The sequence below is a fragment of the Burkholderia sp. SRS-25 genome (genome assembly GCF_004343765.1).
GTDB lineage: Bacteria > Pseudomonadota > Gammaproteobacteria > Burkholderiales > Burkholderiaceae > Burkholderia > Burkholderia contaminans.
Genome location: NZ_PTXM01000004.1, coordinates 400,705 through 426,232, shown reverse-complemented (window position 1 = coordinate 426,232; position 25,528 = coordinate 400,705). Strand labels below are relative to the sequence as shown.

Here is a 25,528-nt window from a genome sequence, read left to right as displayed (position 1 = left end):
CGACCGCCTGGTGATCAACGCGCAGAACTGCGTGCACTGCAAGACCTGCGACATCAAGGACCCGACGCAGAACATCGTGTGGGTCACGCCGGAAGGCGGCGGCGGGCCGAATTACCCGAACATGTAACGCAACGCATCCCCGCGCCTGCGGGCGCGAACGAACCGGAGTGAGACGATGAGCAATGCAGCGAAAGAAGTCGTGGTGGTGAGCGGTGTTCGTACCGCGATCGGTGATTTCGGCGGCAGCCTGAAGGATTTCTCGCCGACCGACCTCGGTGCGAAGGTGGTCGCCGAAGTGCTGTCGCGGGCGAACGTGCCGGGCGACGCAGTCGGGCATGTCGTGTTCGGCCACGTCGTGAACACCGAGCCGAAGGACATGTATCTCGCGCGCGTCGCGGCGATCAATGGCGGCGTGGCGCAGCACACGCCCGCGCTGACCGTGAACCGCCTGTGCGGTTCGGGCCTGCAGGCGATCGTATCGGCCGCGCAGACGATCATGCTCGGCGACGCCGACATCGCGATCGGCGGCGGCTCGGAAAGCATGAGCCGCGCCCCGTACACCGTGCCGGCCGCGCGCTTCGGCCAGCGCATGGGTGACGGCAAGCTCGTCGACATGATGCTCGGCGCATTGCACGACCCGTTCCAGACGATCCACATGGGCGTGACGGCGGAGAACGTCGCGGCGAAGTACGGCATCTCGCGCGACGCGCAGGATGCGCTGGCGCTCGAATCGCATCGTCGCGCGGCGCGCGCGATCGCGGAAGGGCGCTTCAAGGATCAGATCCTGCCGATCTCGATCCGCACGAAGAAGGGTGAAGTTGCGTTCGACACCGACGAGCACGTGCGCCTCGAAGCCAGCGCGGATGATTTCACGAAGCTGAAGCCGGTGTTCCAGAAGGAGAACGGCACCGTGACGGCCGGCAATGCGTCGGGCATCAACGACGCGGCTGCCGCCGTGCTGATGATGAGCGCGGACGCCGCGCGCGCACAGGGCGTGAAGCCGCTCGCCCGCCTCGTCGCGTATGCGCACGCGGGTGTCGATCCGGCGTACATGGGCATCGGCCCGGTGCCGGCCACGCAGAAGGCGCTCGAACGCGCGGGCCTGAAGATCGGCGATCTCGACGTGATCGAGGCGAACGAGGCGTTCGCGGCCCAGGCATGCGCGGTCACGCAGGAGCTCGGCCTCGATCCGGCGAAGGTCAACCCGAACGGCTCGGGCATCTCGCTCGGTCACCCGATCGGTGCGACCGGCGCGCTGATCACGGTCAAGGCGCTGTATGAACTGAAGCGCATCGGCGGGCGTTACGCGCTCGTGACGATGTGTATCGGCGGCGGCCAGGGGATTGCTGCGATCTTCGAGAACATCTGATAATCGAACGCTCAGCACCCGAACACACAGGAAATTTCATGGCCATCGAAACTGTCGGCGTCGTGGGCGCCGGAACCATGGGCAACGGCATTGCGCAGACCGCCGCCGTTGCGGGTCTCAACGTCGTGATGATCGACGTCAGCGACGCGGCGCTCGAGAAGGGCGTCGCGACGCTGAAGGGCAGCCTCGAGCGGCTCGTGTCGAAGGATAAGCTCGACGCCGCCACGCGCGATGCGGCGCTGGCGCGCATCACGACGTCGACCGACTACGCGAAGCTCGCATCGGCCGATATCGTGATCGAAGCCGCGACCGAGAACGTCGAGCTGAAGGGCCGCATCCTGAAGCAGATCGAGTCCGTCGCGCGGCCCGAAGCGATCATCGCGACCAACACGTCGTCGATCTCGATCACCGCGCTCGCGGCGCCGCTCGCCGATCCGGCGCGCTTCGTCGGCATGCACTTCTTCAACCCGGTGCCGCTGATGCCGCTCGTCGAAATCATCCGCGGGCTGCAGACGAGCGACGCGACCGCGTCGGCGGTGCGCGAGCTGACCGAGCGTTTCGACAAGTCGCCGATCGGCGTGCGCAATTCGCCGGGCTTCGTCGTGAACCGGATTCTCGTGCCGATGATCAACGAGGCGTTCTTCGTGCTGGCGGAAGGCATCGCGTCGGCCGAGGAGATCGACGCGGGGATGAAGCTCGGCGCGAACCACCCGATCGGGCCGCTCGCGCTGGCCGACCTCGTCGGCCTCGACGTGTGCCTCGCGGTGATGGACGTGTTCGTGAAGGACTTCGGCGATCCGAAGTATCGTGCGTGCCCGCTGTTGCGCGAGATGGTGACGGCCGGCAGGCTCGGGCGGAAGACGGGGCGTGGGGTGTACGACTACAGCAAGTAAGCAGAAGGCTGGAAAGTCTTGAACGCGGATGGAGAGTCGTGCCGGATGATGTCGTTCATCCGGTGCGGTTCGCCATCCGCGTTTTTCATTTAGGGAAGCGGCGCGCCGAATCCTGTCCGTCGGTTGAATCATTTCGGAAATCGAGTTTAATCGTTAAATAATTAAGCCAATTAACGAGGATATCTTTCATATCGATTAAATTGACGTTTCAACATGTAATGTTATATCTTGGTTGCCCAAAAACAACCAAGAGAAAATAAAGTGGCAATAAACGAGGGGTTTCAAAAAAAATGCCGCTGGTCGGCCATCGTCGCGTGGTCGGTATTCGCCGGAATGGCCGGCACTGCGTCGGCCAATACCGAGCCTGCGCAGCAGACGCAACCCAGGCAGGCGCGCATGCCTCGCGTGCCGCAGAATCTGCCGGTGTCGCCCGAGCAGGCGCAGTACAACCTGCCGCTCAGCGAGCAGGATCGTGCGGCGCTGACGAGGCCTTCGCCGCTCAAGCAGCCGGCCACGCGCAGCAAGCGCAGCACGTCGGGCGCTGATTGCCGCGACATGTCGGTGATGACCCAGTATCGCGGCACGGCACTCGCCGATTACATCGCGAATCTTCCCGATTACGAATGCCACTACGGCTTGTTTTCGGTCGATAAAGCGCAGGCCACACGGATCTTCAATGCCGAAAACGTGCACGCTGTCGCGAGTCGTTTCGTGCAGGAAATTCATCAATACGATGCGAGCAATTTGATCCTGGTCAATTTGCTGATTTATCTGCGTGCTGCTTATTACCAATATGATGTATCGGGCATGGCGAACCCGATTCCGAATCTCGCGGTGTCGCTGCGCCCGTATATCAAGCAAAGCCTGGAGGGTGATGCGCTCTATCGCGACAATTCGCGTGCGCCGAGCACCGCGAACGAACTGATGAAGCTCATCACGAACATGCGGGACGAAGCGTACTACCTGCCGACGCTGAAGAACCGGATCGCATCCTACACCGTGAGCGCGGCGAATCCGCAGGCGGCCGCGCCGCTGCTGCAGCGCAGTGCGGCGGGCGGCTTCACCGGCTTGCTCACGGTGTTCTTCTACGCGCACCAGCGCAGCGGCGCGCAGCCGATGCTCGACAGCGATGCGACGCTCCCGGAGACGCTCAACCGCTTCGTCACCGCGAACCGCGCGAGCCTGTCGAACACGAGCGCCGCCTATCAGCTGGCCGACGCGGCGCGCGAAACGTTTCGCTTCCTCCGCTATCCGACGCAGAAGCCGCGCGTGAAGAAAATGATCCAGGACATGCTCGCGTCGACGAGCATGACGGGCGCGGACAGCGATCTCTGGCTCGCGGCGGCGGAAGCGGTCGACTACGGCGATCCGGGCAACTGCGCGGACTACGGTACCTGCGACTACAAGAAGCGGCTGACCGATGCGGTGCTCGCGAATCGCTACACATGCAATGCGGGCGTGCGCATTCTCGCGCAGGACATGACGATGTCGCAGCTGCAGTCGGTCTGCACGGCGGTCGCGAGGCAGGACGACTACTTCCACCGGATGATGAAGACCGGGCGCAAGGCGGTCGCAGGCGATCGCAACGACACGATCGAACTCGTCATTTTCGATGACTACGCGAACTATCGAAAATACGCGTCGGTGATCTACGGCATCAGCACCGACAACGGCGGCATGTATCTCGAGGGCGATCCGTCCGCGCCGGGCAATCAGGCGCGCTTCATCGCGCACGAGGCATCATGGCTGCGGCCCGAGTTCAAGGTGTGGAACCTCGAGCACGAGTTCACGCACTATCTCGACGGCCGATACGACATGGCGGGCGACTTCTCGGCGAGCACCGCGAAGCCGACCGTGTGGTGGATCGAAGGCGTCGCCGAGTATCTGTCGAGAAAGAACGACAACCAGGAGTCGATCGACGCGGTGCGCACGGGCGCGTACCGGTTCTCGGACGTGCTCGGCACGCGTTACGCGTCGAGCGACTACGTCACGCGCGCGTACCGGTGGGGCTACATGGCGACGCGCTTCATGTTCGAGCGCCATCGCGCGGACGTCGACACCATCGTGTCCCGCTTCCGGGTGGGCGATTACGACGGGTACGCAAACTATATCGCGTACATCGGCAATCGCTATGACACCGAGTTTGCCGACTGGGCGCGCAGCGCGACGACGGCAGGCGAGCCGCCGGCGCCGGCGAAGCGCTGACCGGCACCGGCCGGCGCCGCGTGATCGGACGCCGGCCACCGTGGCGCCCGACGCACCCGAGAGGGAGCAGCGAGCAGGAAGCGGCCCTCGAACGGAAATTCGAGGGCCGCGGCGCGCCGACCTGACGTGCCGCCACCGCGCTAGCGATTCGTGCCGGTATCGGCAACATAGTTTGCGATACTGAAGAAACGGTAATCGTCAAGCAGATCCGGCCCCGGGAACCCCTCCGGATGAATCCGCCCGTGAATCGGGCTGTTGGGGCGCAAGCCGGCCAGGGTCAACGCAAGCGTGAATTCGTTGAACGGCGCCATGAATTGACGCGACACGAAATGCATGCCCCAGTTGAACACCGACGGAAGCTGCTCGGTGCGCAACCACGTGTCCGGCCCGCCCGGTGCACGCGCGCAAAGATTCTCCGCCCACGGGCTATGCCCTTCCACGATGAGAAAGCCATGCTTTGCGTGGGGCTTCCAGCGGGTCAGGAAATCGATGAGATCCGCCGCCGCCACGTAACCGGGAACGAGGCCTTCCGCGTCGCTATATGCCACCTTGAACGCCCGCTTGATCGGGTCGAGCGCGATCGGCAGCTCGGCCTGATCCGATACCGTCAGGACGCCCGCATAGTGCTGATCGACAACCGCGCGCAGGCGTGTGCGGTCGACGGTGCGCAGATGGTGCTCGAGGATCGCATCGGCTGCGTCCTTGCGACGAATGCTCAACCGGCGGTTGTGGACCAGGAACATGAAGGTATGCAACAAGTCGCTCAGTCGCGCCGGGCGCACGTTGCCGTCCGGCTGCCTGACGGTCAGGCCGCTTTCGGCCACGGCTTCGTCGTAGCGGTCGGGCCGGGAAATGTCGGCGGCGATCACGCGGACCTGCACGCCGGGGACGTCCCTCAGCGCAGACAGCGTGGCGGCCGCGCGGCCGCGCGCGGATTCGTTGTAGTCCGCACCGATCACGAGCAGCGGATAATCCGCGAGGTGCCGGCCGCGCTGCGTCGACGTGATCACGTATTCCGCCAGGCGCTTCAGCGCGCTGCCGTCGCCGCAGCCCATGTCGGCAATGCCGGCCGGCTGGCGGTCCAGCGGCGTCTCGTCGAACAACGCACGCAGGATTTTCGTCGTGATTTCCTGCGACGCCGGCCCGGACCCGGCGCCGCTCGACGCATACACGTTCATCACGCGATCGATGTGGCCGTCGCTATCGATATCGAGCGGATCGGGGTTGCCGAACAGGAGCTCGTCGAGCAACGCATACGAACGCAGATAGGACGCGGGCAACCCCGCGTAAGGGGCGGCGATCGGACGATGAATCCGGCCCGACTCGGTGAGGCGTACCTTTTCCCGATCGATTTCCGCCATGCCGAACTTGCACATCAGCGACCACGCCGCGTGCAGCACGACAGGATCGGCCTGTGTCCAGGCGCCGACCGCGACCCCGTCGGGCTGACCGTCGAGCTTGCCGAGGATGCCGGGCGCCGATTGCGAGTACTGGCCATCCGGCTGCCGGTCGAACACCGGCATGTCGAGCGCGACCCAGGTCGGGCCGAGCAACAGGCCGTCCATCGCCGTGCGCAACTGTCCATTCACCTGGCGCTCCAGATCGGTGGCCGGGAGCGGAAGCTCCGGCCAACCCGCTATGCAGATCCGCGCGAGCTGGGCATACAGCACGCTGTCGTCAGCCGCCATGCGCGTTCGGTGACACAGGGCGTGCAGATGCTGGAGCACCGACGTGGCATTCGCCAGTTGCTCGAACAGCGGGCGGGTGCGCTCGACGCACGCGACGACATATTCGCCGGCCGGGGTGAGCGCATATTCGGCGTCTTCGTCGCCGCGATCGAGGGTCAGCCAGCCGGCCAGGCTCAACAGGTTGAGGGCGCCCCACAGGATCCCCAGGTTACGGGTCGGGTCGGGCTGGCGGGACGTGGCGAACGCGCGCATCGAGCGGGGCGCTCCGGCCCGCAGGCCGCGGAACGCGCCGGCAAACACGAGGCGCGCCAGCGTCGGCACCAGCACGATGCCGTTCGCCCAGTTGCAACTGCGCGTGTAGGCCATCACGCGCTGGGCGTCGTGCCGGCCGATGCGCAGCGTGGCCGCGTGCGTGTGTTGCTCGAGTTTGACCGGCAGCTCCAGGTCGAGCACCTCGACGCCGATCGGGGTGCCTGCCGACAGGCCGAGCAACGTGCGTGTTTCGTCGGGATAGGCGTCGAGATAGTGTTCGAGCTGCCGGGCCAGTGCGGCGGTGGAATCGCCAAGGTTGAATCGGGCGTGCATGGTGGACGGTCTCACAGGGTCGAAGGTTGAGCTGCAATGGGTGACGATGCATCCGGCTCGGCGTGCGCCGCGGCAACCGCCGGTGCGGCGCCGTGAGTCCGCGGCGCGAGGTGGGCGGCCAGCGCGCGAATGGACGGGTAGTCCCAGACCGCGGACGGATCGACGGTCACGCTGAACGTCTCGCTGAGTACGATCGTCATTTCGACGGCGAGGATCGAGTCGAAGCCGATTTCGGCGAACGTCGACTCGCGCGTCAATCGAAGCTTGCGGTGCTTGAGGCGCTCGCCCAGCCACGCGATGAGCCATTGTTCGACGGCATGAAGCTGCTGACGCTCGAGCAGGCTCGCCGGTTCGTTCACGGTCGGGGTTGCGGCCGAACCGGCGTCGTCGGCGGGCGCGTCGGGCGCGCCGGCATTGGCGTCCAGCAACGGGTCGACGAGTTGGCTGGCGCCCGGGATCGTTTGCTCGATCGAGCCGATCTCGAACCCGGTGCGCGCGGCCCAGTCGTTCAGTTCCGCTGTCGTGGGCAACGCGGATCGCAGGCCGACCTGCCGTTGCGCCGCCTCGATCGCGAGTTCGTACTGGCGCTGCGCCCAGCGCAGCGTGCCGTCGTCGATCCGCTGCTGCGCAGCCGCGCGTTCGATCACGGCCAGCAGCAATCCCCATTGCGCGATCGTGCCGAGCCAGTAATTGACCCAGACGGCGGCATGCGCGGCGCCGTCGAGTTTCGGCGCATTGGCGAGCCCGTCCTGCGCCAGCCGTGCGCCCAGCTCGCGCAGTTCCCTGGCCAGCGCACCGGCGCTCAGCGCACCCTCCAGATAGCGCGGCAAATCGTCGCCGCCGTTGAGCAGGCGGCTGCCCAGGTGAACCAGCAGCGTTTCGGTCGGCCCCTCGAAGATGCGGGTCAGGCGCGCGTCCCGGAAAATCTGCGGCGCGAGGTTGCTTTCGATATACCCCCGGCCACCCAGGAACTGCATCATCTCGTCCGCGGATTGCGACAGCAGCTCGGAGCCGAGCGTCTTCGCGATCAGGAGGCAGTCTTCAGGCAGCGCGACGCCGAGGTCCAGTTCGGTCGCCAGGTGCTCGACCAGCGCGTTGAGCCCGTCGATGCGATCCCGCAGCTCGCCCAGGCGCAGGCGGCTCAGCGGGTTGTCCAGCAGCAGGCCGGTGCCGATCTGGCGCCGCGCGCCGTAGCGATGCATCAGCTGCGCACAGCGCTTCATTCCGCCCACGCAGACGGAGGCGATGCCGAGGCGCGCAATGTTCATCGCATGCTGAGCGACGGCCATCCCTTGCCCGACGTCGCCGAGCCGGCATGCGTCGCTGATTCGTGCCTGATCCAGATGGAGCGAATTCTGGATCATGCCGCGCACACCCATCGTCAGTTCCTCGGCGCCGATCCGCACGCCCGGCGTGCCGGGGCGCACCGCCAGGCCGACCATGCCCGCACCGTCGGCCTGCTTCGCGAACACGTTGATGATCCCCGCCCATGCGGATGAGCCGCTCCAGCGCTTGTTTCCCGTGACCACCCAGTCGCCGGAATCGAGGCGCTGTGCGCGGGAGGCAATCGCACGCACATGCGAGCCCGCGGCCGGCTCCGTGATCGCGAACGCGGCCAGCATCCGTCCGCTCGCGAGGCTCGGCAGCAATGCGTCGCGCAATGGCGGCTGCGCATGCCGCATGATCGGCAGGATCCCGAGCGTGTTGTTCAGGGCAACGAAGAAAGCCAGGGTCGAATCGATCGCCGCCAACTGCGCCAGCACGCGGGACATGTCGCGCTGGCCGAGGCCGAGGCCGCCATGCGAGCGGTCGATCGGCATGCCGAGCAGGCCCCGATTCCCGAAATCGAGCACGACGTGCGGCGGAATGGTGCGACGCTCGTCGATGGTTCGCGAATCGATCCGCGTGCGGGCGTAGTGCCTGAGCCAGTCGTTCAGTTCGTCGACGGTGGCGCTGTCGACGCGCCGGTGATCGTTGGCTGCCGGCTGGTCGGCCACGGCTGCCGGATGCGCGGGCTGTCGGCGATCGGGCGCGGGTGTCGGTGCGCCGCCCTCGACGTCCCACTGCGCGAGGATCGTCAGCGCGCCGTCGTGCAGTTGCGTGCGGCAGGTGCTGCGGCGTACCTTGCCGCTCGACGTTTTCGGCACGCTGCCGGGCGACACCAGCATGATCGCGCTCGGGCCGATGTCGAGGCGGTTCCAGACGGCCTGGCGAATCGCGTCGATGAAGCTGTCGAGATTGCCCTTGCGCTGCGTGCGCTCGACTTCCGCGACGATGATCAGGCGCTCCGTGTCGACCTGGTCGTCCATGAAGGCCGCGCAACCGTTCGGTACGAGTTCCGGCACACCGACGATCAGCGCGTACTCGATGTCTTCCGAGTAGTAGTTGCGGCCGGCGAGGATCACCATGTCCTTGAGCCGGCCGGTGACATAAAGCTCGTCGTCCAGAATGAAGCCGAGATCGCCGGTGCGCATGAACACCTGATCACGATGGCCCGCCAGACTGTGCCGGAAGGTCGAATGCGTCTGTTCGTCCAGACGCCAGTAGCCGGCGGCGACGCTCGGGCCGGCCACGCAGATTTCGCCGATGGTCCGATCGGCGCAACGCTCGTTCGTCTCCAGGTTGCGCACGATCACGTGCTGTTCGCCGTCCGTGCGGCCCACGCTGACCAGGACCCGTTCGCCCGGACGATCCAGCGGCTGCTGCGACACGCCCAGGCATTCGCCGCGCAGCACCACGGATTGTTGCTGGAGGGCGGCCTGGTCGACGCATAGCGTCCGGATCGGATGCCGCTGCGTGCGACCGGCGACGTACAGCGTGCCCTCCGCCAGCCCGTAGCACGGCAGAAAGCCGTCGGCGGCGAAACCCGCGGCGGCGAAGCGCTGCGCGAAATCGGTCAGGGTGCTGGCGCGCACCGATTCGGCGCCGTTGTAGGCGACCCGCAGGCACGACAGGTCGAGCGTCGCCAGCTGCTCGTCGGAGATCCGCCGGCAGCACATCCGGTAGGCGAAATCCGGTGCGCCGGTCAGATCCGCCCGGTACTGGCTGATCGCACGCAACCACAGGTACGGATGCTGGATGAAGCGTTCCGGGGCCATCAGCACGCTCCGGAAGCCGCCGTAGAGCGACGTCAGGATCACGCTGATCAGGCCCATGTCGTGGTAGGGCGGCAGCCAGCTGACGATCGTGCTCTGCTCGTCATAGGCGAGCCATTCGCGCATCAGCCCCAGGTTGTGCATCAGGTTGCCGTGCGACACCATCACGCCCTTGGGGCTGCCGGTGGTCCCCGACGTGTATTGCAGAAAGGCGATCTGGGAGGGCTGCACGCTGGCGGGCGAATGCACGGGATCCAGCACCTGCGCGCCCCCGACGTCGAGCAGCGTGCTGCCGGATGCGTCGGTATCGGCGAGCCAGGTCGCGCAGCGCGCATGGTCCTCGGCCGAACACAGAATCGTGTTCGCGCCCGCGTTCTCGACGATGCCGGCGATCCGCACCATATGCTGCCGGTTGCGCGGCGGGTAGGCGGGAACGGCGATGGCGCCCGCATACAGGCACCCCATGAAGGCGCTGACGTAGTCGAGCCCCGGCCGGCACAGCAGCAGGACCCGGTCGCCGATGTCGATCGCGTTCTGCCGCAGCAGCGCGGCGACCCGGCGAGCGCGTGCGTCGAGTTCCGCGAAGGTCATCGATTCGGGCTGTTCCTGTTCGGGCGGGCCGCTCAGGAACACGTAGGCGGTCTTGTCGCCGAGTGCGGCGGCCCGGTTCTGAAGCAGTTCGCTAAGCGTGGTCGGCAAAATCGCAGTGGTCATGTTGTCGTCGGAAGAGGAATGAAAACAGCGAGCAGCGGCCCGGCGCCGGGGCGGCGCCCACGCGTGGCTGCGGCGGGAATCCGAAGGCGGCTATTCGGCGCGATGGAACAGGTCGATCATGTGCATCATGCTTTTGAGATGCAGGAAATGCGGCACCACCCGTTCGCTCCTTGCCGCATAACGTGCCGTCCAGTGATGGGCCAGCTCGTGCGTGGCGGCGGCGTTGCCGCGCACCGCCCGCGCGTCGGCCTCGCGCGCATCGAGGCATGCGCGGGCGTGCCGGACGGCCGAGCGGGCGAACTCGCCGGCGAGGATGCCGTGGTGTCCCAAGGCGAGCCGCGGCGGCTGCAGTTGCTCGATGACGTGCAGCGAGTGCCGATAGGCGAACAGGTCCTGAAAGACCAGCGGCAGCCAATGGGTGGCGCCGTGAAACTCGCCGAGCGCATCCGACACGAAACCGATGTCCAGCTGGGGGCAGTAGTAGCCGAACTGGCAACGGCTGTGGCCCGGCAGCGCGATCGTGCGAATCTGCATCCCGGCGCCGATGTCGAGCTGAGTGCCCGGATTGACCGGGTAGAACGGCAGGTCGGACAACTCGGTGAATTCCGCGTCGACGGCGGGCTGCCACGACCGCGACGCGTGCGTGTCGAGCTGACGAATGGTTCGGCAGGCCGACGGGCTCTGGAACGCATCGAACGCGTCGGGAGAACCGGATACATGAAGCCACGGCATGCGCGACTTGAGCGTCATCAGCAGGCTGCAATGGTCATAGTGCGAGTGGGTGATCAGCCAGTAGCGCAAATGCCGGATGCCGCCGAAGTCCCGCAGCAGATCGTGAAGCTGCTGCCACACGAGCTCCGTCATGCCGCTCAGGCCGCCCTCGATCAGCGTCGCGGCCTCGTCGTTGACGATCACGTACAGCGGCACGTCGGCCGTGCCGGCGAGAGCCAGCCGCGGCTCGATCCATCCCGTGGAAGCGTTCAGCATGTCGTTCAGCTCCGATAGAGCGCGCAGGCCCACGTCGCGCCCGCACCGTAGGTCACGAGGAGGTTGAGCTGCCCGGCCGGCATGCGGCCTTGCTCGCGCGCGAGGGCGAGCGCGACCGGAAACGCCGCACTGGCCATGTTGCCCAGCTGATCGACGGAAATCATGCACCGCTCGCGGGGCAACCCGAGTTGCTGGATGACCGCGTCGAGGATGCGCAGGTTCGGCTGGTGCGGTACGACCAGGCCGATATCCGACAGCGCCAGCCGGTGCTTGTCGAGCATCTGCCGGCACGCGTCGACGATGCGCCGCGTGGCATCTTCGAACATCGGCCCGCCTTTCATCCGGAAATGGTGCCGGCCGGCCGCGATGTCGTCTTCGTCGATGAAGCGCGGGCGTCGCGCGCCGGGCGCTTCGGTGCTGAGCAGGTCGAACCGGGTGCCGTCGGCGCCGAGCGTCAGGTCGATCAGCCCGTGCGCCGGGTGGTCCGTCGCTTGCAGCAGCAGCGCGGCGGCGCCGTCGCTCAGCAGGATCGACAGGTTGCGGCCCGCATTGCTGGTGTCGATTCGCCGCGACAGGGCCTCGGCGCAGATCAGCAGCACGTTGCGGTACAGGCCGCTCGCGAGGAAATGGCGCGCGATCTCGATCCCGTAGAGCCCGCCGCTGCATTGCGCGCGGATATCGAAGCACGGAATCTCCCGCAAGCCGAGCCGGGGCTGGATGTAGCACGCCTGCGACGGATCGTGATGATCCGGCGACAGCGTATTGACGATCAGCAGGTCGACGTCGTGCGGCGCGACGCCGGCGTCGGCCATCGCCCGCTCCGCGGCCGGGCAGGCGAGATCCGCCAGATCCTGATCGGGCGCGAGATAGCGTCGCGCCACGACGCCGGTGCGTTCGCGAATGAACGCGTCGCTGGTGTCGATCATGCCGGCGACTTCGTCGTTGCCGACGATCCGGTCTGGCAGCGCGTGGCCCATTCCGGCGATGACGAGTCGGGCGCTCATGCCTGCACCTCCTGTTCCGTCACGGCGGCGACGGCGTCGCCCGCATCGGTAACGACGGTTTCGCCCCAGCGCCACAATTGCGCGCCGAAGCCCCAGCCTGCGCCGGCGCCGGCAATCACGACCAACGATCCCGGCCGGATCACGCCTTCGCGGATCGACTCGTACAGCGCAAACGGCACGGCGGCCGACACGAGGCACGCACAGTCGGCCACGCGAATCACGTATTGGTCGGGCTTGAGCCCGAGCCGCTGTGCCCATGCGCGCACGAGCAGCGCCGACGGCTGATGGAACACCATCGCGTCGACATCGGCGACGCGGGTTCCGCTCCGCTGCAACAGCTGCTCGACGATATCGGGAATGGCCACGGGCATGAAGCGGGCGATCGCTTCCTGCGCTTCGGGCTTGAGCGTGAAATACACGCCGAACGGGTTGTCGGCGTCGGTTGCGGCGTCGTCGTCCGTCGCGGCGTGCGCGTGACGCCACTGCATCGTCACGAGGTCGTAGTGCGTGGCATCGCTGCGATACGCGGCATCCAGCCAGTCGGCGCCGTCGGGATCGGCTGGCTCGGCGACGAGCACGGCCGCGGCCGCGCCGTCGCCGAAGTTCGTCGACGATTTGCTGGTGTAGTCGACCACCGCCGACATGCGCTCCGACGAGCACACCAGCGCACGCTTCACCCGTCCCTGCTTGATGAGGTTGGCGGCGATCTGCAGTTGCAGCACGAAGCTCGCGCATTCCATCTCGACATCGGCGTCGAGCGCGCGCGTGGCGCCGAGCCGGTCGCGCAGCGTGCGTGCCAGGCGCGGCGCGAAACGGCGCCGGCCGTCGGCGAGCGAAACGAACGGCGACGTCATGTTGAACAGCACCAGATCGAGGTCGGCGGCCTCCACGCCGGCACGGGCGAGCGCGTCGCGGGCCGTGCGTTCGGCCAGCGCAAGCTCGGATTCGCCGGCGGCGGGATCGATCATGTAGCGCGATTCGATGCCCCAGAATTGCCACCATTCCGACGGAATGGGCTCGACGCCCGCGAAGACGGGATCGTCGTTGGGTACCTGGCGTGCCGGCAGGCGGCAGGCGAGACTTGCGATTCGGACGTTGTGCACTATCAGACCTCCATCGTGCTGCAGGCAATGCGCGGCCTGAACGGATCCAGCGTCATGGCGACCACCGAACGTTCGTCGTCACGCAACGACATCGAATGGGCGACGCGGGACGAGAGCCACGCCGGCAACTGGAACGGGTTCGGGATGTCCGTCGAACCGGCGACGACATCGACGTGGAAATCGCGGCCCACGCCGATGGCGATCGATGGCCATCCGCTCAACCACGATTCGCAGAACAGCGGAGCGGCGCGCCGGTCGCCGCGGCGCTGCATCGCGTCGACCATCGTGCGTACCGCGGTGGCCGCATGGGCCGGCTCAGCGTCGAACCGACCGGTTGCGGGATTGAACCGGCTCTCGAAGCGGGCCAGTGACAGGACGCCGTTCACGCGTCGCGGGGGAAGGGCGTCGAGCGTCGCGAACGGGGGCGCGTCGAGATCCGCGTAGCGGCACGCGTGGTCGCGCTCCTGGCCGTCAGGCGTCAGGACGATCGCGCCCGCGCCGTCGGCGAAGCCGCTCGTGGCCGCCTGTTCGACGTCTGCAAGTGCCTCCGCGCGAACGACGAGCGCGCGCCGGTAGCCGAGCTGCTTGCAATGGCTTTGCGCGAGATCGAGTGCGAGCGTCCAGTCCGCGTCGAGCAGATCGAACACGGCCGCATGCCGCGCACGCAGGTCGCGCTGCACCGGGTGCGCGAGCCGCGGCCCGGCGATCGTTGGCGTGTCTGCCATCCTGCTGGGCGAAATCGACAGGCTGACGATCAGATCCAGTTCCGACGGCAGGCAACGTGCTTGCCGCAGCGCCTGCCTGGCGGCGTTGATCGCGTAATCGTTGGCACAGGATTGCGCGGTGGTCGCGGGGTCCGGAATGGCCACCGCGGCTCCGAGAATTTTCATAGGGCGTGCTCGTTCTGGACGGTTTGATTCAGGGGATGCGTCGCGCCATGACCGGCCTGCCGGAGCACGGCGCGGCGCAATTTGCCCGATTCGTTACGCGGCAGGCCGCCGGCGTGATAGGTCATCCGATGCGGGCATTTGTACGGTGCAATCACGCTCTTGACGTGCTGCTGCAGTTGCGTCGTCAACGCCTCCGAGCCGTCGACGCCCGGCCGCAGCACCACATGCGCGCAGATGAGCGTGCCGCCCCGTTCGTCGATCTGTCCGACGACGGCGCACTCGGCGATAGCGGGATGGCGCAGCAGCGCCTGCTCCACTTCGCCTGGGGACACCGTGTAACCGGAGCTGATGATCATGTCGTCGGCGCGCGCCTGATAGAACAGATAGCCATCCTCATCGAGGTACGCGCTGTCGCCCGTCAGGTTCCAGCCGTGCTTGACGTAGTCGCGTTGCCGCGCGTCATTCAGGTAGCGGCACCCGGTCGGCCCCTGTACGGCCAGATAACCGATTTCGTAGGGCGGCAGGCGTTGGCCGTGCTCGTCCACGACGGCGAGGCGGTAACCGGGCACCGCCTTGCCGATCGCGCCGTCCTTCGCGCCGGTGTCGGCCGTGGACGCGAAGATATGCAGCATCTCGGTCGCCCCGATTCCGTCGATCAGGTGCAGGCCGGTGCGCTCCTGCCATGCGTCGCGCGTCCACGACGGGAGTGCTTCACCCGCCGACACGCATTTGCGCAGGGACGACGCATCGTGCCCGTCGAGATGGTCGAGCATGGCCCGATAGGCCGCCGGCGCCGTAAACAGGATGCTGACCCGATGGCGGCCGACGGCGGCCAGCAGCCGTTCCGGGTTCGCTTTCTGCAACAGCACGACGCTCGCGCCGACACTGATCGGAAACAGCAGCAGCGCGCCGAGGCCGAACGTAAACGCGAGCGGCGGCGACCCGCAGAAGACGTCATCGGCCGTAGGCTTGAGCACGTGCTGCGGAAAGCAGTGGCAGGCCGCCATCACGTCGCGATGAAAATGGACCGTGGCCTTCGGTTCCCCGGTCGTCCCCGACGTGAATGCGATGAGACAAGGATCGTCCGCGCGCGTATCGGCGGCCGCGAATGCCGCCGAATACCCGTCGAGCCAGCGCGCATGCGGATGCATGTCGTCCGTCTCGTAGCGCCGAACGTCGCCGCGCCACTGCATGCGTGCCATCGCCGCGTCGAGCTCGGCCGAGAGCCCGGCTTCGCAGATGACATGCGTGACCCGCGCTCGCCCGATGATGGGCGCCAGTTCTCCCGCGCGCAGCTTCGGCATCGTCGCGACGGCCACGCCGCCGGCCTTGACCACGCCGAACCACGCGGCGGCCAGCATCGGGTGGTTGGCGCCATGCAACAGCACGCGATTGCCGGCCACCAGGCCCGCATCGCGGACCAGCATGTTCGCGATCCGGTTACCGGCATCGCGCAAATCGCGATACGACCACGTGATGCCCGACTCTGTCCTGATCGCAACGCGATCGCCCCAGCCGCGTTCCTCGACTGCGGTATCCAGCAGCGCGGCGGCGCAATTGAGAAACGGCGGGAACTGGAGCCCCGGCAAGTCAAAGACGAACGTCGGCCAATCTTCGGCAGGGGGCAGGTTCGCGCGGCAAAAGTCGTCCATCGTCAGCGCTCGCAAGAGTGTGAGTGTGAGTGTGAAGTCCGCGATCGTGGTGCGGCGCGGGCAGGGCCCAGGGATCGGGCCCTGCCCGCGCAACCTGAATCGCGATGACAAAGAGACGTGGTCGGAGCGACGGGCACGGGTCGCCGGCCGATGCACGGAGAGCCCGGTCAATCACATGATGGCTTGCCGGCCTTTATGGATTTATTCCATCTCATTGGATTCAAGGAAATGATCAATAATCGATCGATTTAATTCAAATTGCTTGGGTTTTTGAATTGGGCGATCGACTTGGTGGGTTTGAAAACGTGCCGTAAGCTTAGCGGAAGAAAAATCGGAAAGTAAATGGTCAAATGGGTTGGTGATCTGAATTATTTGTTGAAATCGATTCCATTGATCGTCGATATTTCATTGAATTATCGATTTCGGTTAATCATCGTGCGCTTTGTTGACTGCGGTGGCGTTTGGTCGCCGGGGCGCTGAATAAAGCCCCGGGACGTTCACCAAGGCGAAACACGCATCGCGTCACGAAATGGATTGCCCGCACGAGCGGTGAAAGACCCGTGCTCTCGGGAGCAGCGGGGTATCGAGTCGATCAGGATGGAAAATCAGGGATTCAGGCGTCGGGGGCTCGGATTGTGCCTTGATGGATTTTTTGTAATTGTATTAATGAATATTTAATTCAAAGTGATGAATCGGAATGTCTCGACTCGAGGAGTCGAGCACATCCTAGCCCTCAAGTATCGATAAATCTTGCGGCAATGTCCGCTTGAACATCGCGAGAATCACGCGCGCCGCCTTCGGCGGCAGCGTGATCGCATGGCGCACGGCCGCAGCGATCTGGATCATCATCAGCTCGGCGAATGCGCTCCGTTGCGCATGCGGCGTATCGGGCGCCACTTCGCCCAGCGCATCCGCGAACAACCCCGCCAGAAATTCTCCGTCGGCCCGGTCGAGCGCCTGCAGCGCGCGGTCGGCCTGCGTGGCCTGCCAGATGTCGCGCATCAGCGGCTCGTCGACGAACATCCGGTAGTAGCTGTCCGTGATGCGGCCGAGCGTGGCGTGCAGGTCGTCGAGCGTCTTCATCTTCGCCAGGTCGCGCCGCACGCAGTCGTGGCCGGCCTCGTTGTAGCGCTCCGCAAGCGTGCCGATCACGGCCGCCTTGTCCGGAAAGTACTGGTACAGCGAGCCGAACGAGATGCCCGTGCGTTCGACGATGTCGCTCATCCGGAACGCATCGCAGCCTTTCTCGATCATCACCTCCGACGCGCACGCGAGGATGCGCTCGAACCGCTCGCGGCTGCGCTGCTGCGTCGGCACCAGCCGCGCGCGCGCCGGCGCGTCCGCGGTGTCCGCTGCCGCTTCTGCGGGCTCGCCATTCCGCCCCGATTTTTGTCGGCCCATGCCGCCTCCAGAAAAACTTGACGTTGCTAATGCGAGAGTCTATCGTGTTTTTCAAATACGAGAAATTCTCGTATTTTAGTCAAAAGGAGACAGTCATGTCGGCACTTCCCATCCTCGTCGTCGGCGGTTCGGGCAAGACGGGCGCCCGCGTCGATGCCCGGCTGCGTGCGCGCGGCATCGCGACCCGGCCCGTGTCGCGCACGTCGGCCGTCCGCTTCGACTGGGCGGCGCCCGAGACATGGCCCGCTGCGCTTGAGGGCGTATCAGCGGCCTACGTGACCTTCCAGCCCGACCTGGCCGTCGAAGGCGCGGTGGACGCGATCGCCGCATTCGCGCGGCTTGCGCGGAAAAGCGGCGTCGAGCGCGTGGTGTTGCTGTCCGGGCGCGGCGAGCCCCGCGCGCAGGCCGCCGAGGCTGCGCTGCAGGCGTCGGGCGTGGATTGGGGCGTGGTGCGCGCGAGCTGGTTCAACCAGAACTTCTCCGAGGGCTACCTGATCGACGGCGTGCTGGCCGGTGAAGTCGCGCTGCCGGCCGGCGCGGTGCGCGAGCCGTTCGTCGATGCGGACGACATCGCGGACGTCGCCGTGGCCGCGCTCACCGATGCGCGCTTCGCGAACCGCGTGATCGAGGTCACGGGGCCGCGCGCGCTGACGTTCGCCGAAGCGGTCGGCGAAATCGCACGGGCCGCTGGCCGGCCGGTCGTCTATCGCGAGATTCCGGCCGATGCGTTCGTCGCCGGATTGCGCGAGGTCGGCGTGCCGGAGCCGGTCGTCGCGCTGCTCGACGATCTGTTCAGCGTGGTGCTCGACGGGCGCAACAGCGCGGTGACGCACGGTATCGAAACGACGCTCGGGCGGCCGGCGCGCGATTTCGCCGACTATGCGCGCGCGACGGCCGCCACCGGCGTGTGGAGCGCACGATCATGATCGCGTTCGTGACCGCCGCATTGCTGTGGGGCTCGGCCATCGGCTGCGGGCTGATGGCCGGCGTGTATTTCGCGTTCTCGACGTTCGTGATGACGTCGCTCGGACGGATCGCGCCGCAGGCCGGCGTGGCCGCGATGAACGCGATCAATGTCGACATCGTGCGTTCGCCGTTCATGCCGCTGTTTCTCGTCACGACGCTGATGGCGCTTGCACTGGTCGTACTCGCGCTGTTCGATCGCGAGCAACCGGGCGCGATGGTGGCGGTCGCGGGCGGCGTGCTGTACGTGTTCGGCATGTTCGCGGTGACGATGGCCGTCAACGTGCCGCTCAACGATGCGCTCGCCGCGGCCGATCCGTCGACCGCGCAGGGCGCGGCGCTGTGGACGCGCTACGTGCACGACTGGACGAAGTGGAATCACGTGCGCACGGTGGCGTCCGCAGCCGCGTGCGTGTTTTTCATCGCGGGGATTGCGGCGCGGTAGAAGGGGGCGAGAGACGCTCTACGCATAAAACGCCGACGGTGACACGCCGAAATGCCGCTTGAACATCGCGGAGAACGCGCTCTGGCTGCTGTAGCCGTGATCCATCGCGACGGTCAGCACCTTCTCGCCGTGCGCGAGGCGCTTGAGCGCGAGCAGCAGCCGCGCCTGTTCGCGCCAGCGGCGGAAGCTGAGCCCGGTCTCGCGCCGGAACGCGCGATGGAGCGTGCGGACCGACAGGCCGAGCAGGTCGGCCCATTCGGCGATCGTGCGCAGGTCGTCGGGCGCCGCGACGAGCGCGTCGCAGATCGTGCGCAGGCGCGTGTCGTGCGGCCACGGCAGGTACAGCGGCAACAGCGGCGCCACCGTCACTTCGGCGAGCAGCAGGTGCATCAGGTGATCGTGGCGCGAGCCAGGCGCATAGTCGAGCGGCACGTCCACTGCGGCGAGGATCAGCTCGCGCAGCAGCGGATGCACTTCCACGACGCAGCTCCGCACGGGCAGGTGCTCGACCGCGCCCGGCTCGACGAACACGGTGCGCATCTGCACGTCGCCGCTCATCTGCACCGTGTGGTCGAGACCGGCTTCGAGCCACACGCCGCGCGTCGGCGGCACGACCCACGATGCGCCTTCGGACTGCACGTGCATCACGCCCTCGATCGCATAGAGCAGTTGCGCGCGGCGATGCCGGTGCGGCGCGATCGACGTGCCGTGCGCGTACGTGGCCGCCATTGCCGAGACGGGCATCGGCGTCGATTCGAAGCGCAGGTGGGCACCGGGCGGGGTGGACTCGAGTGTCCGATTGGCGACAAGTCGTGACATTTTGGCGAGAGACAGGCGGTTGGGCGGGCGGGCACGATGGCGTTCCGATCCACGCCAGACCCCTGTCAGGATATTAATCCGTCAAATGCGATGAACAAGCCCCCTTTCCTGTTTCCTTTCTGCGCGATCGCGCTGTGGGCCGGCAACGTGGTCGTGTCGAAGCTGTCGGCATCGACGATCGACCCGTCGGCGATCACCTTCTACCGGCTGCTGCTCGCCGTTGCGCTGATGAGCGTGTTCACGCTGCGCCCCGCGTGGCGCAATCGCGCGACGCTCGCCGCGCATCTCCCGAAGCTCGCGGTGCTCGGTTTTCTCGCGATGGCGCTGTTCCAGAGCCTGTCCTACGAGGCCGCGAAGACGACCAGTGCGACCAACATGGCGATCATCACGGCGCTCGTGCCGCTGATGACGATGGCGCTCAGCTCGCTGCTGCTCGGCGATCCGCCCAGCGTAGGCATGATCGGCGGCGGGGTGCTGTCGCTCGCGGGCGTCGTCTACCTGATCGCCGACGGACATCCGACGACGATCGCCGAGCGCGGCGTGCACACGGGCGACCTGCTGATGCTGGCCGCGTCGGCCGCCTATGCGCTGTACGGCGTGCTGCTCAAGCGCTGGCGCATCGGTGCGCTGCCGGCGTGGCAGTCGACCTACGTGCAGGCGCTCGCCGCGCTCGTCTTCATGGTGCCGATGCTGCTGCGCTTGCCCGCGCAGGCGGCGTGGCCCACGCGTGCGAGCGTGCCGCTGATCCTGTATGCCGGCGTGCTGGCGTCGGTCGTGCTGCCGTATCTGTGGATGCAAGGCGTGCGGCTGCTCGGCCCGAGCCGCTGCGCGATGTTCATGAACCTGCTGCCGGTGATGACGGCCGGGGGCGCGATCGTGCTGCTTGGTGAATCGCTGCGGCTGTATCACCTGATCGGCGGCGGCGTGGCGCTCGCCGGCGTGGCGATCGCGCAGCGGTTTCCGTTCCAGGCGAGCGCATCGCAAGGGGTGCGGCAATGAGCGGCGATCGCGATTTGCAGAACCTGATGGGCGCGCTGCCGGACGTGCGTGCCTCCGTGGAGGGGCCGGCGCTCGTGCATCAGCTCGAACGGATTGCCACTGCGCTCGAAGCGCTGGCAGGCACCGGCCAGCCGGCACCCGTCGATTTCGACGCCGCCGTTGCATTCCGCTGGCGCGGCTTCGACGGCGGGTCGCGAGCGGCGCCGCTCGAACCGGTCGCGGCGCCCGCGCTCATCGCGTTCGATGCGCTGCGCAACGTCGAGCGGCAGGTGGCGATCGTCGAACGCAACACGCGGCAGTTCGTGCGCGGCTTCGCGGCGAATCATGTGCTGTTGACCGGCGCGCGCGGCACCGGCAAGTCGTCGATCGTGAAGGCGTGCCTGCATGCGTTTGCACCGTATGGGCTGCGGCTGATCGAGGTCGGCAAGGAACGGTTGAGCGATCTACGCGATCGTCGAGCTGGTGCGTGCGCGGCCCGAACGTTACATCGTGTTCTGCGACGACCTGTCGTTCGAGGCGGGCGAGACCGGTTACAAGGAACTGAAGACGGTGCTCGACGGCTCGGTCGCGAGCGACCTGTCGAACGTGCTCGTGTACGCGACGTCGAATCGCCGCCACCTGATGCCCGAGCAGGCGAGCGACAACGCGAACGTATCGCGCGCGGAGAACGGCGAGCTGCATCCGGGTGACGCGGTGGAGGAGAAGATTTCGTTGTCCGAGCGCTTCGGGATCCGGGTGACGTTCTACGGGTTCACGCAGGACGCGTATCTGGCTGTGGTCGAAAGCCGGCTTGGCGAGGCCGGGTTCGATGCGGAGCGGATTCGCGCGGCGCGCGAACCGGCGCTGCAGTGGGCGCTGGAACGCGGTGCGCGGTCGGGGCGGATTGCCGTGCAGTTCGTGCGGGATTATGCGGGGCGGCTGGCGGAAGAAAGTGACGCGGATGAGAGCGCACGCGCGTTGCGAGCAAGCTGAGTGGGGCGTTACAACACCCGCTCCGACAACACCCGGAACGCGACATCCGGCACGACGAAGCACATCGGCTCGCCGGTCGCGCCGATGCGCGCGAGGAACTCGCCGCCGCCAACGGGTTCGACCGGTTTCAGCGGCCGGACGGCGTCGATATCGATCGGCAGGTCGATCGACGCATGCGCGAGGCGGTCGCAGTCGGCGACATGCGCGACGGCCGCGTGCTGCAGCGACAGGTAGGCGACGGCGTCGCGCCAGCTTTCGAAGAATGGCGCGAACGCCGCAGGCAGCGTGTCGTCGTCCGACATGGCCGCCGAGCAATGAAAATCGGGCGCGCTCCCGTTACCGCCCGACAGCCGCGTTCGATACCGTCCATCCTGCACTGTGTGCGTGAAGCGCTCGGCGAGATGCGACGGTAGCGCATCGCTGAAGAGCCGGCTGCCGAGCGCATAGAGCGGATGGTCGAACACGTTCTTGACGAACAGCACCGTGCGATCGGCCGGTACGCCACCCGGCAGCGCATCGACATAAAGCCGCCAGTTGCTCTGCAGCGGCGACGGGAACACGCGGCGCAGCGGGCCAGCGATGCGCGGGCCGAAATGGCGGTGCGCATAGGTGAGGATCGTGAACGGCGTGCGGCCGTCGCGGCTCGCGAGCGTGACGCCACGCGGCACCAGATGCGCGACGGCGGCGACATCGACGAGCCACGTGCAGTACACACGTTCTCGACCTCACTCGCGAGCTGCAGAAACGGCAGGCGCGACAGCAGCGCGCGGCGTGAGCGCAGCAGCGGGCGGCTCGCGACGAGCCGGTTGGCGAGGCGGCCGACGGGGCCGGCGGATGGGGAAACGAAGGCGTTGTCGTGGAGCATGAGCGGCATTGTGCCGGGGGAGCGGGGCGGGAGGAAGAGGCGATGCAGTGCCCCTGTCGAAACTGTCAGTGCATGTCGGTCGCGCGCAGACGGAGAGCGTTCTCATCGGACGGACGCAGGCGCCGCGCGCGCACCGGCGCATCGGCGCGCCAAACATACCACCGTGCCCGCGTCCCCCAATCCATCGGCAGCCCGCGGCACCCGTCAATACCCCGACCCACTCCCCCCCTGATCCGTCACGATCGCCACCCCCGAGCTCGTGCCGAGCCGCGTCGCGCCGGCCTCGATCATCGCCAGCGCGGCCGCGCGGTCGCGCACGCCGCCCGACGCCTTCACGCCGAGCGCGGGGCCGACCGTGCGGCGCATCAGCGCGACATCCGCGAGCGTCGCGCCGCCGTGGCCGAACCCGGTCGACGTCTTCACGAACGCGACGCCGAGATCGCGGCACATCTCGCACACGCGCACCTTCTCGTCGTCGGTCAGCAGCCCCGTTTCGAGGATCACCTTGAGCGGCACCGCGCCGCATGCGCGGTGCACGGCGTCGATGTCGGCCTTCACGTCGTCAGCGCGGCCGCTCTTCAGCGCGCCGATGTTGATCACCATGTCGATCTCGCCGGCGCCAGCCGCGATCGCGGCGGTGGCTTCAAATGCCTTGGCGGCCGACAGCCCGGCACCGAGCGGAAAACCGACCACCGCGCACACGAGCACGCCGGTATCGGCCAGCTCGCGCGCGGCGAGCGGCACGTTCGCCGAATTCACGCAGACCGAGTAAAAGCGATGCTCGGCCGCCTGGCGGCAGAGTTCGCGGATCTGCGCGTCGCTCGCGTCGGGCGCGAGCAGCGTGTGATCGATGGTTTGAGCGAGTTGGGCGTTGGAAAGCGGCATGTTTCAGGACTCCACGGAGCGTGTGCCGGAAGGGCACACGTAAAGTTGATGTTTTCACATCGGTTTGTTACAAATACGACATTCCGGCCGGGCCTGCGCGCCCGGCACGACGAGCGACGGATGCGACGGGCACGCAGGATACTGGCATGGAAACGAAGAAAGGCGAACGGATCAAGACACTGATGAACGTGCTGCAAGGGCAGAACGCGATTCATCTGAAGGAAGTGGCCGAGCTGTTCGGTGTATCCGAAATGACGATCCGCCGCGATCTCGCGGACAATCCGCACGGCCTCAGCCTGATCGGCGGCTACGTGACGCGTCACTTCGCCGCGCAGCGCAGCGACATCGGCGAGTACGTGGTCAGCACCGAGAACGACCGGCAGACCGAGGAGAAGCGCCGCATCGGCAAGCTGGCCGCGCAGTTCGTGACGACCGGCGACACGATCTTCGTCGACTGCGGCTCGACCACGCCGTTCGTCGTCGACTTCATTCCGGACGACCTCGAATTCACCGCCGTCTGCAATTCGCTGAACGTGTTCGCGAAGCTGCAGCAGAAGCCGCATTGCAGCGTGATCCTGTGCGGCGGCGCGTACCACCGCAAGAACATGGTGTTCGAATCGGTGGCCGAGACGGGCATCCTCGACACGGTGCGCGTGTCGAAGGCGTTCATCTCCGCCGCCGGCGTGAGCGACCGCTGCGGCGTGACCTGCTTCAACTTCCATGAAGTCGACGCGAAGAAGAAGGTGATGGCGCGTGCGCAGAACCGCTTCCTGCTCGTCGACCACACGAAGTTCGACGAAGTGCGCGCGGCCTATTTCGCCGAGCTGACCGACTTCAACTACGTGATCTCGGACGGACAACTGAGCCGCCGCTACGAAACGGCGATTCGCGAGCACGGGATCGCGCTCGTGACCTGACGCCGCGCGGCCGCACACCGCTTCACGCATGGCGGGCTTCCGCCGCGCTCAGGTAGCCGGTGACGACTTCGAAGCGGCGCGTCGCACCGGGCGCGAGCGCCGCCACATGGCCCTTGCGGCGTTCGGCTTCATACCCCTCCGGTTCGCAGGTCGACGGCAGCGCGAATGCGGCGACCTGCTGGTCCGCGTTGTGCAGGATCCAGCGCGTCGCATGCGGAAATTGCTCGGGACGGTACGCGGTGTGGAATGCGCCGCCATCCGGATGTTCGAGCAGGAAATGCGCGACGCCGTCCGCATCCGTTTCCGCGCCGTTCATGAAGAACACGATCTCCGGGTCGTACAGCGCAGGCGCATCGAGCGTGTGAAGCCGTTCCGGTGCGTGCGCGAGCGTTGCCGTGTAGTCGCGCCATGCGGCGGTCGGCCTGACGTGCGCGGGCACGCTGTCGCGCAACCGTAACCCGCCTCGAGGCAACGCTTGCACGAAACGGCCGCCCGGCACGTACGCGTAGTTCAGGTGCGCCATGTACATCAGATCCATCGACGTGCCGCCGAGATTCGTCACGTCCATCGCGATCGTCATCTGCGCGTCGTGCTCGGCGAGCCGTACCGACGGGCGCGCCACATAATGGCTGCCGAAACCCAGCACGTATTCGTATTCGCCGGTCACTTCGACGAACGCGCCGCGCGCATCCGCGCCGACGACGACGCTCGCGCGATCCATCGGCGCGCACGGCATCTCGCCGTGCAGCGCGTGCGTGTCGTCCGGTCCCGGGCAGCCGTTGCGCAGCAGCCCGCTGTGGAACATGAAGCAGCCGTACGTATCGATGATCGACGCCGCACGCTTCGGCTGCCGGAACATGTGCTTCATCGTCAGGTCGCGGCCGTCGAACGCGGCGGCCCAGATCATCTGGCCGAGATACGGCAGCACGACGAGGTGGCCACGACGGTTCTCGAGCTTCAGCGCCTCGACGCCGGACGGATACGCGAACGCGGTGACGGTGAGGCCGTCGGTGCGGTACAGCGTGCGCGGCGTGTCGCGGAAGTCGTCGCGCCGCAGTTCGATTTCGCCTCGCATGC

The 25,528-nt window shown here is 66.7% G+C and carries 20 protein-coding genes and 1 pseudogene; 9 read left to right on the top strand and 12 right to left on the bottom strand.

Annotation, left to right across the window (positions count from 1 at the left end):
* The 4 genes from C5O79_RS06550 to C5O79_RS06535 all read left to right on the top strand — a co-directional run.
* Window positions 1-127: 4Fe-4S dicluster domain-containing protein (locus tag C5O79_RS06550; protein ID WP_131931286.1), on the top strand; the 127-nt coding region annotated here is incomplete at its 5' end.
* Between the two features lie 48 nt (window positions 128-175).
* Window positions 176-1,369, top strand: coding sequence for a beta-ketothiolase BktB (gene bktB, locus C5O79_RS06545; protein ID WP_046546666.1), 1,194 nt, complete (start codon window positions 176-178; stop codon window positions 1,367-1,369).
* 38 nt (window positions 1,370-1,407) lie between these two features.
* Window positions 1,408-2,262 carry a 3-hydroxybutyryl-CoA dehydrogenase gene (locus tag C5O79_RS06540; RefSeq protein ID WP_122478865.1) on the top strand — a complete coding sequence of 285 codons (855 nt, stop codon included), beginning with the start codon at window positions 1,408-1,410 and terminating at the stop codon, window positions 2,260-2,262.
* 261 nt (window positions 2,263-2,523) lie between these two features.
* Entirely contained in the window at window positions 2,524-4,467 is a 1,944-nt protein-coding gene (locus C5O79_RS06535; protein WP_174242189.1) for a collagenase, read from the top strand.
* A 140-nt stretch (window positions 4,468-4,607) separates the two neighbouring features.
* On the opposite strand, the gene C5O79_RS06530 is transcribed toward C5O79_RS06535, so the two are convergent.
* From C5O79_RS06530 to C5O79_RS06495, 8 genes are all read right to left on the bottom strand, one after another.
* Complete coding sequence (locus tag C5O79_RS06530) at window positions 4,608-6,740, bottom strand: hypothetical protein (RefSeq protein ID WP_122478867.1); 2,133 nt, start codon at window positions 6,738-6,740, stop codon at window positions 4,608-4,610.
* An 11-nt stretch (window positions 6,741-6,751) separates the two neighbouring features.
* Complete coding sequence (locus C5O79_RS06525; protein ID WP_122478869.1) at window positions 6,752-10,549, bottom strand: AMP-binding protein; 3,798 nt, start codon at window positions 10,547-10,549, stop codon at window positions 6,752-6,754.
* Between the two features lie 90 nt (window positions 10,550-10,639).
* On the bottom strand, window positions 10,640-11,536 hold the full coding sequence (locus C5O79_RS06520; RefSeq protein WP_046546670.1) for an MBL fold metallo-hydrolase: 897 nt from the start codon (window positions 11,534-11,536) through the stop codon (window positions 10,640-10,642).
* A 5-nt stretch (window positions 11,537-11,541) separates the two neighbouring features.
* Complete coding sequence (locus tag C5O79_RS06515) at window positions 11,542-12,540, bottom strand: ketoacyl-ACP synthase III (RefSeq protein ID WP_122478871.1); 999 nt, start codon at window positions 12,538-12,540, stop codon at window positions 11,542-11,544.
* Window positions 12,537-13,646, bottom strand: coding sequence for a 3-oxoacyl-ACP synthase III family protein (locus C5O79_RS06510; RefSeq protein WP_122478873.1), 1,110 nt, complete (start codon window positions 13,644-13,646; stop codon window positions 12,537-12,539). The genes C5O79_RS06515 and C5O79_RS06510 overlap by 4 nt, the downstream gene beginning before the upstream one ends.
* On the bottom strand, window positions 13,646-14,533 hold the full coding sequence (locus tag C5O79_RS06505) for a hypothetical protein (RefSeq protein WP_122478875.1): 888 nt from the start codon (window positions 14,531-14,533) through the stop codon (window positions 13,646-13,648). Before C5O79_RS06505 ends, C5O79_RS06510 begins: the two co-directional genes overlap by 1 nt.
* On the bottom strand, window positions 14,530-16,185 hold the full coding sequence (locus C5O79_RS06500) for an AMP-binding protein (RefSeq protein WP_124648458.1): 1,656 nt from the start codon (window positions 16,183-16,185) through the stop codon (window positions 14,530-14,532). The genes C5O79_RS06505 and C5O79_RS06500 overlap by 4 nt, the downstream gene beginning before the upstream one ends.
* Before the next feature lie 726 nt (window positions 16,186-16,911).
* On the bottom strand, window positions 16,912-17,586 hold the full coding sequence (locus tag C5O79_RS06495; RefSeq protein ID WP_047852804.1) for a TetR family transcriptional regulator: 675 nt from the start codon (window positions 17,584-17,586) through the stop codon (window positions 16,912-16,914).
* A gap of 95 nt (window positions 17,587-17,681) precedes the next feature.
* Here C5O79_RS06495 and C5O79_RS06490 point away from each other — a divergent pair, with 95 nt between their 5' ends.
* Window positions 17,682-18,512 (top strand): NAD(P)H-binding protein, encoded by an 831-nt coding sequence (locus C5O79_RS06490; protein WP_122478879.1) that lies wholly within the window; start codon window positions 17,682-17,684, stop codon window positions 18,510-18,512.
* Complete coding sequence (locus C5O79_RS06485; protein WP_047852802.1) at window positions 18,509-18,994, top strand: anthrone oxygenase family protein; 486 nt, start codon at window positions 18,509-18,511, stop codon at window positions 18,992-18,994. Before C5O79_RS06490 ends, C5O79_RS06485 begins: the two co-directional genes overlap by 4 nt.
* Before the next feature lie 18 nt (window positions 18,995-19,012).
* On the opposite strand, the gene C5O79_RS06480 is transcribed toward C5O79_RS06485, so the two are convergent.
* Window positions 19,013-19,813 carry a helix-turn-helix transcriptional regulator gene (locus C5O79_RS06480; protein ID WP_124618026.1) on the bottom strand — a complete coding sequence of 267 codons (801 nt, stop codon included), beginning with the start codon at window positions 19,811-19,813 and terminating at the stop codon, window positions 19,013-19,015.
* A gap of 90 nt (window positions 19,814-19,903) precedes the next feature.
* Here C5O79_RS06480 and C5O79_RS06475 point away from each other — a divergent pair, with 90 nt between their 5' ends.
* Window positions 19,904-20,812, top strand: coding sequence for a DMT family transporter (locus C5O79_RS06475; RefSeq protein WP_131931280.1), 909 nt, complete (start codon window positions 19,904-19,906; stop codon window positions 20,810-20,812).
* 74 nt (window positions 20,813-20,886) lie between these two features.
* Window positions 20,887-21,784: pseudogene (locus tag C5O79_RS06470) on the top strand (ATP-binding protein).
* A gap of 8 nt (window positions 21,785-21,792) precedes the next feature.
* On the opposite strand, the gene C5O79_RS06465 reads toward C5O79_RS06470, so the two are convergent.
* The gene (locus C5O79_RS06465) at window positions 21,793-22,497 is read right to left on the bottom strand and encodes a DUF2071 domain-containing protein (protein WP_240687901.1); all 705 of its coding nucleotides are present in this window, start codon (window positions 22,495-22,497) and stop codon (window positions 21,793-21,795) included.
* A gap of 356 nt (window positions 22,498-22,853) precedes the next feature.
* Window positions 22,854-23,534, bottom strand: coding sequence for a deoxyribose-phosphate aldolase (deoC, locus tag C5O79_RS06460; protein WP_047852798.1), 681 nt, complete (start codon window positions 23,532-23,534; stop codon window positions 22,854-22,856).
* A gap of 146 nt (window positions 23,535-23,680) precedes the next feature.
* Here deoC and deoR point away from each other — a divergent pair, with 146 nt between their 5' ends.
* Entirely contained in the window at window positions 23,681-24,451 is a 771-nt protein-coding gene (gene deoR, locus C5O79_RS06455; RefSeq protein WP_039362621.1) for a DNA-binding transcriptional repressor DeoR, read from the top strand.
* Window positions 24,452-24,473: 22 nt separating this feature from the next.
* Here deoR and C5O79_RS06450 read toward each other — a convergent pair whose 3' ends face one another.
* Window positions 24,474-25,526 (bottom strand): aldose 1-epimerase family protein, encoded by a 1,053-nt coding sequence (locus C5O79_RS06450; protein WP_131931278.1) that lies wholly within the window; start codon window positions 25,524-25,526, stop codon window positions 24,474-24,476.
* Window positions 25,527-25,528 lie beyond the last annotated feature (2 nt).